The 16,735-nt window shown below is 70.1% G+C and carries 15 protein-coding genes and 3 pseudogenes; 5 read left to right on the top strand and 13 right to left on the bottom strand.

Annotation, left to right across the window (positions count from 1 at the left end):
- Position 1: 1 nt before the first annotated feature.
- Both ACFYOH_RS42375 and ACFYOH_RS42370 read right to left on the bottom strand, forming a co-directional pair.
- Positions 2–2,308 (bottom strand): RAMP superfamily CRISPR-associated protein, encoded by a 2,307-nt coding sequence (locus ACFYOH_RS42375; RefSeq protein ID WP_388637063.1) that lies wholly within the window; start codon positions 2,306–2,308, stop codon positions 2–4.
- Complete coding sequence (locus ACFYOH_RS42370) at positions 2,305–3,996, bottom strand: hypothetical protein (RefSeq protein ID WP_388637060.1); 1,692 nt, start codon at positions 3,994–3,996, stop codon at positions 2,305–2,307. The genes ACFYOH_RS42375 and ACFYOH_RS42370 overlap by 4 nt, the downstream gene beginning before the upstream one ends.
- A 254-nt stretch (positions 3,997–4,250) precedes the next feature.
- Between ACFYOH_RS42370 and ACFYOH_RS42365 the strand changes: the two genes are divergently transcribed.
- The gene (locus tag ACFYOH_RS42365) at positions 4,251–4,484 is read left to right on the top strand and encodes a helix-turn-helix domain-containing protein (RefSeq protein WP_388637098.1); all 234 of its coding nucleotides are present in this window, start codon (positions 4,251–4,253) and stop codon (positions 4,482–4,484) included.
- On the opposite strand, the gene ACFYOH_RS42360 is transcribed toward ACFYOH_RS42365, so the two are convergent.
- Together ACFYOH_RS42360 and ACFYOH_RS42355 are read right to left on the bottom strand one after the other, a co-directional pair.
- Positions 4,379–4,615, bottom strand: coding sequence for a hypothetical protein (locus tag ACFYOH_RS42360; RefSeq protein WP_388637058.1), 237 nt, complete (start codon positions 4,613–4,615; stop codon positions 4,379–4,381). The genes ACFYOH_RS42365 and ACFYOH_RS42360 overlap by 106 nt on opposite strands.
- Positions 4,616–4,954: 339 nt before the next feature.
- A pseudogene (locus ACFYOH_RS42355) lies at positions 4,955–6,414 on the bottom strand (PHP domain-containing protein); the annotation flags it as partial.
- A 210-nt stretch (positions 6,415–6,624) separates the two neighbouring features.
- Here ACFYOH_RS42355 and ACFYOH_RS42350 point away from each other — a divergent pair.
- Entirely contained in the window at positions 6,625–6,861 is a 237-nt protein-coding gene (locus ACFYOH_RS42350; RefSeq protein WP_388637055.1) for a hypothetical protein, read from the top strand.
- Positions 6,862–7,146: 285 nt separating this feature from the next.
- Here ACFYOH_RS42350 and ACFYOH_RS42345 read toward each other — a convergent pair whose 3' ends face one another.
- From ACFYOH_RS42345 to ACFYOH_RS42325, 5 genes are all read right to left on the bottom strand, one after another.
- The gene (locus tag ACFYOH_RS42345) at positions 7,147–7,605 is read right to left on the bottom strand and encodes a carboxymuconolactone decarboxylase family protein (protein ID WP_388637053.1); all 459 of its coding nucleotides are present in this window, start codon (positions 7,603–7,605) and stop codon (positions 7,147–7,149) included.
- A gap of 126 nt (positions 7,606–7,731) precedes the next feature.
- On the bottom strand, positions 7,732–8,187 hold the full coding sequence (locus ACFYOH_RS42340) for a cupin domain-containing protein (protein WP_388637050.1): 456 nt from the start codon (positions 8,185–8,187) through the stop codon (positions 7,732–7,734).
- A gap of 24 nt (positions 8,188–8,211) precedes the next feature.
- The gene (locus tag ACFYOH_RS42335) at positions 8,212–9,132 is read right to left on the bottom strand and encodes an NADP-dependent oxidoreductase (RefSeq protein WP_388637048.1); all 921 of its coding nucleotides are present in this window, start codon (positions 9,130–9,132) and stop codon (positions 8,212–8,214) included.
- A gap of 180 nt (positions 9,133–9,312) precedes the next feature.
- Positions 9,313–10,203: an RNA polymerase sigma factor SigJ gene (sigJ, locus tag ACFYOH_RS42330; protein WP_388637045.1), complete on the bottom strand. Its 891-nt coding sequence runs from the start codon at positions 10,201–10,203 to the stop codon at positions 9,313–9,315.
- Between the two features lie 38 nt (positions 10,204–10,241).
- On the bottom strand, positions 10,242–10,544 hold the full coding sequence (locus ACFYOH_RS42325; protein WP_388637042.1) for a hypothetical protein: 303 nt from the start codon (positions 10,542–10,544) through the stop codon (positions 10,242–10,244).
- Positions 10,545–10,631: 87 nt separating this feature from the next.
- Here ACFYOH_RS42325 and ACFYOH_RS42320 point away from each other — a divergent pair, with 87 nt between their 5' ends.
- Positions 10,632–11,315: a GNAT family N-acetyltransferase gene (locus ACFYOH_RS42320; protein WP_388637040.1), complete on the top strand. Its 684-nt coding sequence runs from the start codon at positions 10,632–10,634 to the stop codon at positions 11,313–11,315.
- A 50-nt stretch (positions 11,316–11,365) separates the two neighbouring features.
- Here ACFYOH_RS42320 and ACFYOH_RS42315 read toward each other — a convergent pair.
- Positions 11,366–11,604: pseudogene (locus ACFYOH_RS42315) on the bottom strand (IS5/IS1182 family transposase); the annotation flags it as partial.
- 237 nt (positions 11,605–11,841) lie between these two features.
- On the opposite strand from ACFYOH_RS42315, the gene ACFYOH_RS42310 reads away from it, so the two are divergent.
- Positions 11,842–12,546, top strand: a complete 705-nt coding sequence (locus ACFYOH_RS42310; RefSeq protein ID WP_388637037.1) for a nucleotidyltransferase domain-containing protein — start codon at positions 11,842–11,844, stop codon at positions 12,544–12,546.
- 980 nt (positions 12,547–13,526) lie between these two features.
- Positions 13,527–14,071, top strand: a pseudogene (locus ACFYOH_RS42305) (pyridoxamine 5'-phosphate oxidase family protein).
- 60 nt (positions 14,072–14,131) lie between these two features.
- Here the strand turns inward: ACFYOH_RS42305 and ACFYOH_RS42300 are convergent.
- The 3 genes from ACFYOH_RS42300 to ACFYOH_RS42290 all read right to left on the bottom strand — a co-directional run bounded on the left by ACFYOH_RS42300 (position 14,132) and on the right by ACFYOH_RS42290 (position 16,631).
- Positions 14,132–14,896 (bottom strand): MBL fold metallo-hydrolase, encoded by a 765-nt coding sequence (locus ACFYOH_RS42300; RefSeq protein ID WP_388637034.1) that lies wholly within the window; start codon positions 14,894–14,896, stop codon positions 14,132–14,134.
- A 232-nt stretch (positions 14,897–15,128) separates the two neighbouring features.
- Entirely contained in the window at positions 15,129–16,085 is a 957-nt protein-coding gene (locus ACFYOH_RS42295; RefSeq protein ID WP_388637031.1) for an alpha/beta fold hydrolase, read from the bottom strand.
- A gap of 114 nt (positions 16,086–16,199) precedes the next feature.
- The gene (locus ACFYOH_RS42290) at positions 16,200–16,631 is read right to left on the bottom strand and encodes a hypothetical protein (RefSeq protein ID WP_388637027.1); all 432 of its coding nucleotides are present in this window, start codon (positions 16,629–16,631) and stop codon (positions 16,200–16,202) included.
- Positions 16,632–16,735 lie beyond the last annotated feature (104 nt).

Raw genomic sequence — 16,735 nt, 5'->3', positions numbered from 1 at the left:
CTCAGTCCTCCCCCCGTTCGCGGGCGGCGCAGGCGTGGGCGGTCAGGCAGTCCTCGACCAGGGTGCGGACCGCCTCCGGCCAGAGCCGCGCACGGAGCCGGCTGATCCGGCTGGCGGCCGCGGTGATCTTCTCCTCGGGCAGATCGAGCAGCGCCCAGATGCGGTCGTCGGTCCGCAGCAGTGCGGTGAGGCTTGTGACGGTGTCCTCGGGCCAGCCGCGCCGCAGCTCCTGGCCCTCCTGGGTGGGGCGCAGCCGGGAGAGCCAGGTCTCGGCCTGCCCGTCGCCGGGACCGCTGAGCCGGCTGACGAGCATGCGCAGGGCGCCCAGTTGCGAGGGGGGTACGTCGATGTGGTTCTCGCCGAGTACGGCGGCGCGGCGGTCGCGGGCGACCTTCTCGCTGTGGCGGCGGATCTCCTGCCGCCAGGCCGCCTCCTCCAGGATGTCCACCAGGCCGCCATGGTCCTGCAGGACGCTGTCGGGGAAGTCGGGTTCGGCCGTGGTCTGTCCTGTGCCCGTGCCGTCGGGTTCCGGCTGGGCGGTTTCGCCGGTCTCGGCGTACAGCAGCGGGTCGCCGATGCGGAGCTGCCCGAAGCCTTCTGCGCGGCGCAGCCCCACGCCTGCGGTCTCCACCCGCTGGACGGCCTGCGGGGTCAGCGTGCCGCCGACGATCTCGAACGACAGGCAGCTTCCTGCCCGGATGCCCAGCAGCGAGGCCCGGGGCAGGCCCCACCGCTGGTGCCAGGACTCGAAGCGCCGCGGTTCGCTGACCCGGCCGAGGGCGCCTGAGCCGTCCAGGTCCGCCACGGGCCGCAGCTGCACGCCCAGTGCCCGGCCGAGTTCGGCTGCCAGGTCCTGCGGGCGGGAGCTGGGCCGCAGCCGTTCGTCGGTGACCAGGACGTCCGAGAGCAGCCACACCCGAAGCGGGCCGGGTGGCACCGTCCTGGCGGCGGGTGTCCCGGCCGGCCCGGCTGTGACCTCGGTGAGGCCGTAGCCGTCCTTGCGGGAACGGCCCAGACGCCAGGTCCCGTTCAGCCGCTCCTGCCATCCGGCGGGCAGCAGTCCCTCCGGGACGCGTACCTGCGCGCGCAGCTCGGTGCCGGCGGCCATGGCCTGGTACGTGTAGAGCCCGCCGACCTCCTCCACCGGCCGCTGCCGGCGGTCGTCGATGGTGTTGTGGGTGTGCTCGGTCCGCGTGCACGACTGCACGGCCAGCGGCTCACCCGGCCGGTATCCAGCCGTGTAGTCGTCCTCGAAGGGCTCCGCCGGGCCGCCGCCCGGGGCCGCGCAGGTCAGGAGGTTGGACCAGGTCGTGGAGCTCTTGCCGTGCACCAGGGCCAGCGGCACCGGCTGCCCCAGCCGGCCGTCGACCTCGACGGTGGCGTTGGTGACCACCAGATCCCCCCGGCGCGCCGCCAGCGCAGCCTCCGGGCAGTCCAGACGCTGCAGTACGGCCGGCAGCAGAGCCGAGCCGGGGACGAACGCGGCGCTGCGGACGGCGTTGCCTACCGTACGCGCATGCGCGACCAGGGGGCGGCGCAGTACCAGCCGCAGCTCGGCGCCCTCCCAGCGGTCCTGCGGCTCGGCCGCCGCCGGTGCACCGGGGGCCGTGACCCCGACCGGGTCGGGCAGGGGCGGCGGGGAAGGGCGGTCGCGCAGCCACTTCCAGTCGGCCGGCGGCCCCTGGAGGCTGATGCGACAGCGGCCCGCGCCCCGCCGACGCTTCCCGCCGATGCTCTCCACCAGCCGCGCACCGGCGTCCAGCAGCGCCGAAGCGCACTTGAGCTGCTCCTCGTCCAGCCGCGCGGCCCCCCGGATCGCGGCGCGTCCGGACAGCGTCGCGCCGCCGCGCGCCATCTCCTCGAACCGCAGCTTCTTGTCCTCAGCCCGGCCGGTGGCATCGTCGATGGCGACGCCCGGCTTGAGGAAGGTCACCGCCTGCCGCAGCATCGGCTTGCCGCCCAGGGCATCGGCGAGGTCGGCGGGGTAGTGCAGACTGTCGAGGAACACGGCCGCCGGCCGCGGCCCGTCGTCGGTGCGGCCGGGGATCACCCCCAGCTCCTCCAGGGCCGGCTGGCTGCCGAAGAGGAACTCCAGCCACTCCTGCCACGGCCCCGGCGCGCCGCCGTCCAGGGCATGGACCACCGTTTCGCACCCGTCGCGCCAGACCCCGGTGAGGGTCTTAGCGGGGATGTACGGCAGATCGTGCCCGTCACGCTGGAGCAGCCGGTCGACGAAGGCGTGGCGGCCGGTGCCGGTGCCCACGTGCCAGTCGCCGAGCATGGTCACGGTCAGGGCCAGTTCCGTCATCGCTCCACCCCCACGAGCAGGAATCCCTCGGCGTCCATGGCGTCCAGCAGACCGGTCACCCAGCGGCCGGGCCGGCCCGGATCGCGGCGCTGCTCCTGCCAGAAGAGGCTCTTCGGATCGCCGAGCAGTTGCCGCAGGCCGCATTCGCCGTAGGCGGGCAGGAGGTTCTCAAGCCGGGCATCGGCCACCGCCGGGCCCAGGAACAGGCCCTCACGCAGTTCGTGAAGCTGGGAGGCGGGCAGCTTGCGCTCGCCCTCGTCGCCGCGGGAGGCCAGGGCCGCCACCCGCTGTTCGAGGTCCCGCCAGTGCCGGCCGCGGGCCCATGGCGCCTCCTGCTGTGAGGCGCTGACCACGTAGGGCTGGGCGCACAGCACGGTCCTGCCGTCCCGCGCGGCTTGTGCCGCGGCCTCGTCCGGCTGTTGCGCGGGGGGCCGCTGGGGCAGCTCGGACAGCGTGATCTGCCGGCGAATCCGGTCCAGATCAGCGCCGGAGCTGTCGTACAGCACATGGAACGACAGCGCCGAACACGGGCCCTCGATCTCCTTTTTGACCTGCTTCGCCTCCCTGAGCAGGGCATAGGCGAGATCCTGCGAGGCGGCGAAGGGGAAGTGCGGCTTGACGATGGCCACCCCGGCGCAGGCCGACAAGGCGGCCACCTCGCCCTGCCTGCGCAGCGGCTCCATGATCTTCTCTGTTGCGGCCGTCAGACGTTCGAACTCCCGCAGGTACGCTTTGGCGAACGTGAGCGCCCACTCCCCGTCGCACAGCGCCACCATGTCGTCTCCGCCGAGAATCAGCGGCAGCACCGGGACCGGCCCGTCACCGCCCTTCACTCCCGCCCCCGCGTGCTCCAGTGCCCCGACCGCCTCCAGGAACGCATCCCGGGCCGCGGCCTGCATGGCCGCCGAGAAGTCCCGCAAGGCGTCGGCGTAACGGCGGTTGGACCCTCCGTCCACACACTGGTTGAAGGCCCCGAAGACCTTCCCCAGGCCATTGCCGTCCGCATAGACCACCCCGACCCACTCCGCGTGGTCGTTGAGGTGCTCCACCACCCTGCCGAGCTGCTCGGGCTTCGTACCCGCCAGATCCGCCAGACGACCGAGCCCGTCACCGTCGTCCTGCTTGCCGTACGCCCGCCACTTCGCGCGGCTCTCCGCGGAACGCGGCTCGTAGGAAGGCTCCGGACCGGGCTGCCGCATCAAGGACTCGGCCGGCAGGCCCGTCGAACGGCACTGGTCCACGATCGGCAGACGCAGGAAACGGGCATCCGGCCCCGGCAGCGAGGTACGCACGGGGGCCAGCTGCCGTGCTGCCAGCCCCAGCGCCTCGTGCAGCAATCCGTCGGCCGACCAGTCGAAGGGTGCGCTCACCACCCCGCAGACCTCGAGCCCGGGAGCATCCCGCAGCGCCCGCGTCGTCACGCGGGTCACCAGCAGCCGCGCGAGCCCGGCATCGCGGACCAGCACTTTCGCGTTCCCCGCACCCGTCTCAAGGAGCTCCACCGGCTTGTCCTCGATCCGCCAGGCGGGGTCGAAGCCGTCGAAGAGCTCCGCCGCTGCGTCCTTGACCCAGCGGCGGTCCAGATACGTGATCAACTCCGAGGCGCCTGCGATCTCCCTGCGCTTGTTCGTCACGGAGATGAACCGGCTGATGTTCCACGCCTCGAACAACACAAGGTGCACGTGCATCCGACCCCCCGACCGACACACTCCCCCCGGGCAGGCACGACATCACCCGTCGCCCTGCAGGGGAATGCCCTTAACACCGGAAGCCGAGTAAACAATCTGATCAAGCGTCAGAGCAAATCCGGTGGTGAGATACGCCACACAGAGTGGCCTCCGGTGCGAAACGCTGGCAACACGTCAACTTCTGGAGGTAGGAGGAGAGGGTGGACACGCAGGCCACGACCGGCAGCCGCCGCAGCCCCTAGCGGCGCGAGCGACTGCGAGAGCAACTGATCCACGACGCCAAGGCCGCCGCCCGTGAGATCGCGGCCACCGAGGGTCTCGACGGTCTCACTCTTGCGGAAGTCGCCCGCCGCGTCGGCGTCAGCTCACCAGCGCTGTACCGCTACTTCGGCGGCCGCCCCGGCCTCATCCGCGCCCTGTGGGCAGCATCGGCGTCCGCCAGGTCGCGGGCGAGTGCGAAGGCGAGGTGGTCCCGGTGTGCCGCATGATGGTGGGCGGCCAGTCCACGACTCAGGGAGACCGCTCGGGTGGTGGCGCTCACGGCCTCCGTGTGCTGTCCGGCCTCGCTCAGCCGCAGGCCGTGGTGGGCGAGTGCGCCGACCATCGAGCTTGAGGTCATGGCATCCGAGCTGGGAGAGGCCGGCAGTGTCGAGGCCCGGACGGTGGTCAGGGGTAGGCGCTGACGGCGGCCAGATACAGCGAGCACGCTGCGCCGGTGGCGCTGCCACCGATCACTAGGGCCGTGCCGGGTGGGTGCCTGCACGTGACCTCGACGGTGCCCTCGTCGAGCCAGCCGCGGCACAGAGCCGCCTGAGGAAAGTGCCAGTCGTTTCGCGCTCCTGCGGCTCCGAGGGAAGCGGCGGCCTCCTCGATGCAGTCAGTGCTCTATGACCAACTGCCGTCCTCGAAAGGACCACGGCCGATCCCCTCGGGTCGACACGCACAACTTGACAGGGAACCGCAGGGCGTGGCGGGCCCGGTAGGTCTCGGGCATGCCGGTGACCGCGGTCCGCTCCCGCCCGAATCGCTTGATGATTGCGTCGTACACCTCCAGGCGCCGCTCGGACTCCACATCGAGGTCGATGTCCGGCAACGACGTACGCCGCTCGCTGAGGAACCGCTCGAACAGCAGCCGGTGTTCCAGGGGTTGGCGGTGGCCACGAACAGCGCGTGGTTGACCATCGAGCCGGCCCCGGAGCCACGCGCGGCAACCCGGATCCCCAGCGCCCGGGTGTCCGCGACCACCTGGGCCACAGCCAGGAAGTACCCCTCAAAGCCCAACCGGCCAATGACCTCCAGCTCGTAGTCGAGCTGTCGTACGGCACGCTCGTCCGTGTCCAGGCCCCGGGCGACCATCCCGGTCTCACACCGCTGCCGCAGCAGCCGCATGGCCGACCCGCGCTCGGGGCCGGCGCCGACGACGGAGGGTTCGGGGAAGTGCGGACGCCCGAGCCCGAGATCGGCCGGAGTGAGGGCGCAGGACTGGCCGGTGGCCTCGGTCTCGGCCAGGAGACGTGCCGCCCGGATGGGGTCGTCGCCGACGGCCTGGGCGATGCGGTCGGCGGCCGCCGCCATGGCGTGCGGGTCCTTCAGCCAGCGCTCGCCGCCGTCCAGGTGCCGGCGGTCGAGGGGCCGCAGCAGCCGGGCCGCGTCGAGCACGTCGGCCAACCGGTGCTGGTCGGGGTCGGCGTAGCGGACCGCGTTCGTCAACAACGTACGGACGCCGAGTTGGTCGGCCAGGCCCACGGTGCGCGCGGCCAGCCGCAGTGAGCCCGCGCCGGTGCCCTGCCGTCCCAGGTACACGGTTTCCATCCGCAGTCGCTCTCCGGCCAGCTCCCGCCGCGGCGCGAGCAGCTGCTCGGCGGCGTCGGGGCGGCCGGCGGAAAGGGCCCGTGCCGGTTCGGAGGCCGGCCCGAGCAGCACCACCAGGTCCTGGTCGGCGTACGCGCGCAGGGTGGGCCAGGACACGACCGGTGCCGCGCCGTCGGCCTCGGCGTGCGCGGCGGACACCAGGTGGCACAGCCGAGCCCACCCGGCTGCGCTCTGCGCGAGCAGGGTGATCCGTAGCGGCGGCTCGATGACGTGCGCGCCGCCGCGCAAGGGAGTACGCGGCCGTCCGGCGGCCGGGTCGATCGGGGTAAGCGGGGCGACGGCGACGTCGACACCGAAGACGGGGCGGATACCCGCGGACGCAGCAGCGGTGGCGAAGCGGACGGTGCCCGGGACGGTGTCCCGGTCGGTCAGCGCAAGCGTCGTCATCCCGCGCTCGGCAGCGCGCTGCACGAGAGCGCCGGGCAGGGAGGCGCCGTAGCGGGCGGAGTAACCGGAGGCTACTCGCAGATGAGTAAAACCACGGCTCGAAGCTCCCGTCCTTCGTTCGCCCCTCCCTGACCTGCGTCCTCTCCAGGTATCCACCATAACGCGAAATCGCACAAGCGTGCGAACGAGTGAATTCGATGCCGCCCCACGTCGCGCAGCGGCCGCAAGGAGCGGGACGGCCTTGATTCACCGGTGCGGGACGCACGCATGTGACGTGCGTCTCACTTCAGATTTCGATCCTGTAGGACGCCCTGGTTCTCGGCGGAAGGGGTGAGGCCGGCGAACGTCGCCTGGCCCGGAAAGGCAGTGATGCCCCACCTCTTCGAGCACCTCGCGCTGCTCGCGGCACTCGTCACCCTCGCGGTGATCGCCCTCACTTCACTCGCGGTTGAAGCCGGCGATGAACTCACCGAGCCCCAGGCCCGCGTCCTTTGCGCCGCGATGAAGGCCATCGAGCACGTCGCGATCGCCTACGGCACCGTGCTGGCCGCCCAGGACACCCCGCTCACGCTGGTCGTGAAGGCGGTGACGCCCCTGCTCAGGTAGCACCGCTGCGTATGCGCGCACGGCGTGGCGGTCGGAGTCTGATGACGTGGACTTCCCCGTCGACGTCGCCCTCGCCGAGCTCGTCCCGACCCTGCCGGTCGGGACGGGCTGGCGGTACGAAATGAAACTGGACGGTTCTCCAGACACTTGAAGTTGTCTCATCGGATGCCTCCGCGCTTGTGTGAGCCGGGTCGGCTCGCACAAGCCGCCCGGCTGATTCCACCAGCAACTGCACGACGGTGGAGGCTTCGGCAGCCTCCATCACCGCCGGTAGCGCCGTCGAGGTCAGCTGCCGACGGAGTACCGGCTGGTGATCGCGACTCGGTTGAAGGCGTTCATCACGGTTGCCAGCCAGGCGACTGCCGAGATCTGGTCTGCGGTGAGTTTGGCCGCAGCGGCGTTGAAGTCCTCGTCGCTGACGTGTCCGTCCGGCACGCGTGTGATCGCCTCGGTGAGGCGGAGGGCGGCGCGGTCGGTCTCGGAGAAGTAGCCGGTCTCCGCCCACGCGGGCAGCACCGCGATCCGGTCGGGGTTCTCGCCCTTCTTGAGGGCGTCACGTGTGTGCATGCGCAGGCAGAACGAGCAGCCGTTGATCTGGGAGGTGCGAATCCTCAGCAGCTCGACCAGAAGCGGGTCGAGGCCCGCTGCGGCGGCGGCCTTCTCCACCTCCGACGACAGGGCGATGAGGGTCTTGTAGGCAGCCGGGTGCTGCTCGCCGATGTTGACGCGCTGGGGGTCGGTCATGATTCCTTTGCTTCCTTCGTGTGGTCCGCGCCGCGCTTGTCGGGCACGTTTTGGTGGTGGATGGGGCGTGCTCCGGCAGGGGCGGAGCTCGTGAAGAGTGTTGCCGCCCCGCTGCACGCCCCGGGGTTACGACTTCGGGTCGTCGACCTTGAGCTTGGCCCCGGTGTCGGAGACGAAGGCGACCAGGAGCTTTGCCGGCTTGGTCCGGCTGGCGTTCTCGGTGATGACATGGTGGGCGCCCGGCTGCTCGACCCAGTTCTCGCCCTGGTGGTAGGTGGTCACGGGCTTGTCGTCGAGCTTGCTGCGCACGGTGCCTTCGAGGACGTAGGCGTAGACGAACGCCTGGCCGTGCCGGTGCGGCAGCGCGCTTGCGCCGGGCGGGAAGGCGACGATCGCTGAGGTGAACGTCTTGCCCTTCACATTCGCAAGCGCCTGCTGGAGCAGCGGTGTGAAGGTCTCGACGGGACGCGTCGATGCCGCGACCGCCGCCTGCGCCTTGGCATGGGCGGGCTGGTCGGAGGCCGAGCAGGCCGTGGCCCCAGTCAGCGTGGCTGCAGCCAGCAGGCCGGCGGCGATTCGCATTCCGATCACAATGGGTCTCCCGATTCAGTCTTCCGTGACGCGGATGATCGTCTTACCGGGGGTGCGCTGGCCGGGGGCGAACGCGGCGGGTGCCTCGGCGAGCGGCCGCACAGCACCGACGAACGGCTTGAGCCGGCCGTCCCTTAGCCGCGTGGCGAGCTCGGCGAGCCGGGCGCGGTCGGGTTCGACGACGAAGAAGACCGCCCGCCCGTCCTTGGGCTGGACCTTGGGCGGCATGACGATGCTGACCAGCGTGCCACCGGCTCGGACCAGGGTGGCCGAGCGGTCGAGGATGTCACCGCCGATCACGTCGAACACCACGTCGGCCTCGCCGGCGTCCTCCAGCTTCTCGGTCTGCAGGTCGATGAAGGTGTCTACACCGAGGGCGAGTGCCCTGTCCCGGTCGGAGGCCCGGCCGGTGCCGATGACGCGGGCGCCGACCTCGCGGGCGAGCTGCACCGCAATCGAGCCGACGCCGCCCGCAGCACCATGGATGAGGACGGTCTGGCCCGTGGTGAGGCGGCCGTGGTCGAACAGGCCCTGCCAGGCGGTCAGCCCGGAGATGGGCAGCGCGGCGGCCACGGTGTGGTCGATGTCCGCCGGCAGCGGGGCGAGGTTGCGGGCCTCCACCGCGACGTACTCGGCGAGGGTGCCGTTGCGGGTCCAGTCGGCCAGGCCGAACACCCGCTGTCCGACGCTCAGGCCGGTGGTGCCGTACCCCAGCTCTACGACGACACCGGACAGCTCGTGCCCGGGCACACTCGGCGTCCGGTCGCGGCCGGCGCGATCGGTCCACGTTGCGGGCCAGTCCAGTTCGCCACGGGTGAAGCCGGCGGCGTGCACGCGCACGATGACGTCGTTCTCGCTCGCATGGGGGTAGGGCATGTCCGTCAGGGACATACCGGCAAGACCGGCGTCCCGGTCTCGCACAGTGATGGCTTGCATACAGGTCCTTACTGGGAGAGGCGATCCGAGCGCACAGCCCGCTCACGCCGGAGCTCATGGCGGCTGCAGGTGGATGCATGCCGCTCTGCATGATCGATCTCACCTGTTGCCGAGCATTCCTTCGTCGCCCGTTGTGCGTTCTCATCAGGGAGACGAGGTAGGCCGTCCGGGTGTGACAGCTCAGACGCGCATGAGTTTGTCGGGGTTTATGACCCTGCGGTACGCGGTGATCAGACCGTTCGTGATCTGGACCGTGTCGACGGAATAGACCCTGCCTTCCCGGTGGAACACGAGGGAGAGCTCGCCGCCGACCTCGGCGAAGTCGATGCGGTCCGGACGCCACTGGCGCCCCGTACGCACCATGACGTCGGCGACGCGCTCGCCGCCGTGGATGAGCTTGCGCGCCGCCAAGACCTTGCCGCCGCCGTCGGTGACGTAGACGGCGTCCGGGTGCAGGAGCCTGACCAGGGCGCCCAGGTCCCCGGCCTCGTAGGCGGCGCGGAAGACCGCGAGGACGCGTTCACGCTCCGCCTTCGACGCCTGCGGCGTCGACTGCTTCGCTTTGGCCACCCGCCGTCGTGCCCGCGAGGCGAGCTGCCGGGCACTCGGCCCGGAGACATCCAGCACCTCGGCGATCCGGTCGAACTCGAGACCGAAGACATCATGCAGGACGAAGGCCACCCGCTCCGGCGGGCTCAGCTCTTCCATGATCAGGAGCATCGCCGAACTGACCGACTCGTCGACGAGTACCGGCTGCGACGCGTCCGGCCCTGTCAGCAGCGGCTCCGGCAGCCAAGGTCCGACGTAGGTCTCACGGCGGAAACGGGCACTCTTGAGAATGTCGTACGACCGTCGCGCGGCCACCGTCACCAGCCAGGCCCGCAGATCACTGATGTCCTGCAGATCCGCTCCGGCCGCCCGCAGCCAGACGTCCTGGGTCACATCCTCGGCATCGGCCACACTCCCCAGCAGCCGGTAGGCCACACCGAAAACCGCGGGCCGGTGCCTTTCCCATTCGGCTCCGAGCGGGTCCTCCTGCTCAGACCGTCCGGGCCCGTACCCGTCACCCATACGGATCGCAACCTCCTCCAGCTTGCGGAGCCAGCGTATTAGCCGAGCTCAGGAAACCCGCTCTGACACGGTGCTGGGCCATCGCGCAGCGGAGACATCGCCGTGTACAGCTCGATGCGGCCGTCCGGCCAGACGCGTGCAGATGCGCCGGGCATGCTCCAGCCGACCGAGCCGTCGGACTGCCGGGGGATGCCGTTGCGGTGATCCGGCGTCATCCGCGCGAGCAGCCGGACAGAGGACATGACGGCGGACGGGTGCCGGTGGTCGGCCGTCTCCGGCGCGGCCTCGGCGATGGCGACCAGAGGGGCCGGGCCGACCGGGTACGTAAGACCGACCGGCACATGGAGGGCGGCGTCGTTTGGCGGCGGCGAACAAAGGGGGACGGTTGTTCGCCGGCCCACCGGTTGCGGTCATGCTCTAATCACCGGATGACGAAGATCGAATCAGGGCTAATACGACGTTGGCTGGACGGCTGGACCGTCGCCCGCTCCCTGCCCGAGGCCGAGCCTGTCGAGCCCGCAGGGGACGGCCTGCGGTCCAAGTGCGACCAACCCGGCCGCGAGGTAGAGGTGTTCGCGCTGCGTGCGGACGAGGAGCCCGAGTCCGTAGCACGGCTGGCGGCAGCCGTCGCCGCCGCACGGCAGATCACCTGGCTCACTGTGCCTACGCTGCGCCCAGGCACAGCCGAAGCCATCGTCGGCGCCGCCGGACTGGAGTTGCTCAAGCGGTCAGAGTGGTTCATGACGACCGATCTGACCCGGCACCCGCAGCACGCGCCTGCCGCGCCGTACGAGCGCGAGGTGCGCACGGAGGGACCAGTCACGGTCGTCTCCCTCCACGCCCCCTCCGCAGAGGTGGCAGCGCGCGGCTCCATTGCCGTGGTCGGCGGTGATGCGATCGCCGATCGCATCGAGACGGACGCAGCGCACCGCCGACGCGGCCTGGGCCGCGCGATGATGAGCGCTCTGGCGGAGGCGGCCGTGTCCCAGGGTGCCCGTACTGGTCTTCTCATTGCCAGCGAGGAAGGACAGCGTCTCTACTCCTCCCTCGGCTGGCGCCACAAAGCCGACGTCCTGATCGCCCGGGGGCCGGTGGGTCCCTCCACCTGGTAGAACGTGTTTCGTTGTGCGGAGGCCCAGGTATGATCGGCCGGAATTGATCGCTTGGGGCGTCTGGTGGTGGGGCGGCCGTCCCAGCGGTAGCGGCTCGTTGCCCGGCGGATCAGCATGCGGAGCGTGACGAGAGCGGCGACGAGGTAGGGGTAGGAGTCCACGACGCTGCCGCTCTTCTCTGTGCAGCGCCGGAACTTGCCGTAACCGTTCATCCACGAGGTTGGGTGCGCTCGACGACCCAGCGCTTGCTGGCTTGAATCGGGACTGACACTCCCTTACGCGCGATCTCGGCCGTGGATCGCGGATTGCACGGCATGGCGTGCGGAGTCCACGCCAGCCGCTCCCACTCCGGGACCTCCATCGTGAGGGTGACCTTCGGGACCCCGGGGCCGATCCGAGCCCCGACCACATCAACTGCGTTGAGGTCGCTGGCCTTTAGCGCCTCAAGCGTAAGTCTGGCCTGAGGCAGGTCGGTATTTTGAGAAATGGTGTGCGCGCGGGGCCGGTTGGTGCTGATAGTTCCCGCATGGATGAGATCGAGGCCGCACGCGCGGTCGTGGATGAGCATCACCCCGACGCGCGAGCCGCGTTCCTGGGAGGCAGCGTCGTGACGGGCTGTCGCACAGCGACGTCGGACCTCGACATCGTTGTGCTGCTTCGTGGAGCCCCAGCGCCGTACCGGGCGAGCCTCCAGTACGCCGAGTGGCCAGTGGAGATGTTTGTGCACACCGAAGCGACGTGGCACTCCTACGTCGAACGGGAACTACACGAGCGCCGGTCACCGCTGCTGTGGATGTGCGCGCAGGGGCTGCTGCTCTTCGACACCGACGGACTCGGAGCGCACCTCGCCGCACAGGCCCGGGAGCTGACTTCCGCAGGGCCGCCTGCGGTGTCGGCCGAAGAGATTGATGACCGCCGGTACGCGATCACCGATCTCCTTGATGACCTGGTGGGGAGCGACGACCAGAGCGAACGGTTGTTCATTGCGAATGAACTGGTCCGCCGGACCGGTGAGCTGGCGCTGGCCGTCGGCGGTTCTTGGGGCGGTGGTGGGAAGTGGTTGGCACGCCGTCTTGAGACGACCGCGCCAGGGCTGAGCACGCGCCTGCACCACGGTCTAGCTGAGGTACTCGGCGGGAGAGTGCAGCCCCTTGTGGCCGTCGTGGACGAGGTGATCGAGCAGGCAGGCGGCCGGTTGTGGGTTGGTTACAGGCGTCCAGGAACTCCATAAACGACCTCACACGAGGGCGGGGCCCGCGCCCACGGGCTTCAGGCAGCCCTCGTACAGCAGGCCGGCGGCCCAGTGTTGCTTTGATTCTCAGCCCGGCTTCACCCCGCCCATGGGCACGCTCGCCGAACTGCGCAGCGCGCTCGGAAGCGACGGCGCTTCGGGGGCCGTGCAGCCTCTGACCTGGGGATACGTCGCCTTCGGCGTGGCTTCGAGGGCTGGCTTCGGCCCGCTGTTCACCGTGGTTGTCCGGTCTTATGGGCACGCTTTGGGCACGAACCTGGACGAGGAAGGTGTGCGGGGGCTCGCTGCTCCGTCCCGGGGCTGAACATGCGGGTGCGGGATGTCCCCCGACATGTGGGCTTGCAGGTGCACAGCCCTGTGACGGCGTCTGCGGTCCAGGGCGGTGGTGGCCCAGGAGGCGGTCGCGTTCGGCCGAGCAGAGCAGTCGGGCCGGTGCGGAGTCGCCGAAGATCCTTCCGCGCTGCCTTCATCAAATGCTTCGACAGACTTCCTGCACCGACACCCGCTCTAGGAGTGGGACCGAATCCTTGCCGGGTGGTGCTCGCCCCTGCCGCAGGGTGCTGTTTTGCCTGATCAGTACCCTGCGGCGTCGTACCCCCAGCCCGCTCATGAACCCCTCGTGCCGGACCATCCGCTCACGCATCGCGCACGCACGGAGCCCGTGTTCCGGGAGGCAAAGGCGCAGCTGGCGGCAGGTCGGCTCAACGCCCGCGCTGACCTCGGCCCCGGCCCGCGTGCTGGCCGACGAGTTGGCCGGACTCCCCTGGGCTCGCCACAGCACCAGACCGAGGACGCCGGGCTGCCCCTGACGGAACGCCTGCTCGCCGAGACCGCCTCTGTACGGGCAGGCATCGCACCGCCACGTTCGTCCGACTGCGCCGCGAGTAGCGACCGGTCAACGCGGGCGAGATCACGCGCTGCCCCGCCCACTGCCTCGGTCGTCTTCCAGGGTCGTCCGTATGACGATCGACACGGGAATCACCGGCTTGCTCTTCGACTCGCTGCGGGCGGACGCCCTCACCAGCCCGGACCAGCTGCGCGAGCTCTACCCGCAGCCGAACCCGAACTCGCTCCGCAAGGAGATCGACCGCCTGACCGAGGAGACCCGGGCGCTGATTGGCTGCTCTTCGCTGGTGTTCATCGGCAGTGTGGATGCCGAGGGCCGGGCGGACGTGACACCGCGTGGCGGCCCGGCCGGGTTCGTCTCGGTGCTGGACGAGCGAACCTTGATGATCCCCGACGCGACCGGCAAGCGGCTCGACACCATGCACAACGTGCTGCAGACCGGACGCGTCGGCCTGCTCTTGCTCGTCCCAGGCCGCCCGACCACGCTGCGCGTCCATGGCCACGCCTGCGCCTCGGCACGCCCGGAACTAAAACAGTGGGTGCCTGCGCCCAGCCGACCAGCGCCGAGGTGACGCTGGTCCAGCTGAACCTGCCGGGCCTGACCGCCGACCAGATCGAGGAAGCCGAACGGGAGCCGCTGCGCCTGCGTTACGAGTGAATTCGGACTGAGCCCCTCCTCGACGGAATTGTGCGGTGCCGAGAGATCACCGCGGCGGGTCTACACGTGGGGCGCGCTGAGGTAGTTGTGTGCGAGTTCCCGCAGGCGGTGCCTGTCGAAGCTGCGGCCGTGGCCGGGGTGGGTGATGGAGGTGTCCAGGTCGGCCAGGAGCGCCAGGCTGCGCCGGTAGGCCGGCGGATCGGATTCGGGGAGGTCGTCGATGAGGTGGCCGTTGTAGATGACGTCGCCGGTGAACAGCGCGCCGGTGTGTTCCTCGAGGAGGGCGATGCAGCCGGGGGTGTGTCCGGGCAGGTGCAGGACGGTCAACGAGCGCCCGCCCAGGTCGATGACGTCCCCGTCCTGGAGGGTGCGGTGCACCCTGAGCGGCTCCACGCGGTAGGTGCGAGGGTCGTAGCCGGTGTGGGGCAGCGCGTCGATCAGCAATCCGGGCAGATCTTCTCCGGCTGGCTCCATACCGAGTTCTTTGCAGAGCTCGGGGCCGTAGAGGCTGGCGGGCACACCCTGTGCCAGGGTCTCTACGGCGGCTTTGTGGGCCGCCCGTTCGCGGAACTCGTGTGCTCCGCCGACGTGGTCCAGGTGTGCGTGGGTGAGGACGACCAGCGGATCCCGCTCGAACATGCGGGGGATGTGCCGGCGCAGACCGGCGACGCCCAGTCCCGCGTCCACGACGAGGTCGCGTTCCGTGCCGCGCAGCCACCACAGGTTGGCCCGCACCAACTTGTCGGCGTGCGGCTCTGTGATGCGAACGAGGCCGTCGTCCAGTTCCTCCAGCTCGTACCAGCCGCGCGCCTGCGCCAGGGTCATCGGCCTGCCCCGCTCGCGACTCGGCGCCGATCGCCGAAGTCCACGTCCAACCATGAGCGCGTGGCAGTCACGCCGACGACCTCATGACCGCACGCGACGAGTTGGGTCACAAGCCGGCTGCCGATGGCGCCGGTCACGCCGGCAATGAAGATTTTCATGGCATCTCCGTTCGTCGTGCTGGCATACGGGACATGGGGCATCCCGGCATCTCCGTGCTTGGCTGTGACCCGGTTCACAGCACGGTATGGCGCTCTGCAACCGCATTGCGCAGGAAGTCCAGGACGATCGCGGCGGTCTCGTCGCGGCGCTCGTAGTGCGGCAGGTGTCCCACGCCGTCGAGCAGGCGCAGGTCGGCGTGAGAGAAAACGGTGCGCAGTACTTCGTCCGGTGGCATCGGGGTGATGGGGTCCTGGCGCCCCCACACCACCTGGATGGGGATGTCGCGCGTGTTCAGGAATCGGTACAGGTATTCGGCGCCGCGGATCGGGACGTTGCGGAGCGCGGAGAGCAGACTGCGTTTGAAGCCCCGATAGCGCAGTTCCGGCAACAGACCCGCCTGGATGCGGGCGACCAAGCGCGGGTCGCGGGAGTAGCCGGGCAGGCGGGACTTCAACGCCCGGTTTCCGGTCAGCCGGAAGAACGGCTCACCGATCCGGGGCAGCAAAGACAGGCGCAATCCGAGGTTGAGCGGGGTCGCGAACCCGTCGGGGGAGACCAGGCACACGCCGGCGACCCGCTCGGGATGGTGCACGGCGAACTCCGCCGCGACCGGGCCGCCGAACGCCAGCGCGACGAGCGTCACCGGACGGTCGACGCCGAGCGCCTCCAGCAGGTCGATCATCTGTTCCTCGAACAGCGCCTGGTTGTAGTCGATGTCGGGACGGTCACTGAAGCCGACGACGTACCGGTCGAATCGGATGGTCCGGTATTCGGCCCGGGCCAGTCGTTCGAACAGTCCGTCCCACACCCACAGGGACAACGTCGCTCCGTGCACGAACAGGACCGGCTCTCCCGATTCAGGTCCGTCCACCATGACATGCGTCGTGCCGCGGCGGAGCCGGACGAAGGACCCGGGCGCATCCCGCCTGGCGCGGGCGTCCATGGGGATCGTTTCGCCGCGGTGGCGGTTCAGCAGGACGGGTACGGCGATCGCCGTACCCGCGAGTGCGCATCCGGAACGCAGGCGCATCGAGTGTCACTCCTTAGTCGGGGTTTGCGTCGGGCGAGGTCTGCGTCCGCCCTCTAGGACGAGACAGCCCCCCCAGCGCTTGGTGCCAGGTCGAGCTGCCGGCGTCTGGGCCGATCAGCAGGAGTTCGGGGTGTCCTCGCATCGGCGGCGGATTGCCGAAAGCAGGCGCCGCATGCCGAACACGTGGGCACCGGTCCCTATGACGAGCCATCGGTAGAGGCCGCCGGCCAGGCCGGGGAAGGCGGCTCGGCTTTCAGCGCGCAGCCGTGATCGGCCGGGGCCGTTGGCATCGAGCCGGAAGATCAGGGCGTATGCCGAGAAGCGATGGCGGCCCTGGAGTGCAAGCTCGCGTCCGGGGAGGGCGGCGACGACCCGGAAACCGGGAATCGTCGAACCTGCGGCGAGCGGCCGTGGCCCGGATGCCCTCCGTTCAGCCGCTCCGACCAGTCGTGCGTAACCCGCCGTCCGAGGACGTGAGAAAGACCGGTCCAGCTCTGCGCCAAGGCAGCGCCAGACTTCATCGACTTCCGCTGCGATGTCCGTCATGTGCTCATCCGGGTGTGTCAACTTAACGGCTGATCTTGGTAGTTGAGGTGTCAGTTGTTGCTGGGGGTCAGGCGGCCCTCGAAGGCGATCTGGAACGCGTTCAG

The organism is Streptomyces sp. NPDC007856, from assembly GCF_042868225.1.
Lineage (GTDB): Bacteria > Actinomycetota > Actinomycetes > Streptomycetales > Streptomycetaceae > Streptomyces.
Note: the sequence above shows the minus strand (reverse complement) of the source record. Positions and strands in the feature narration are given on the sequence as shown.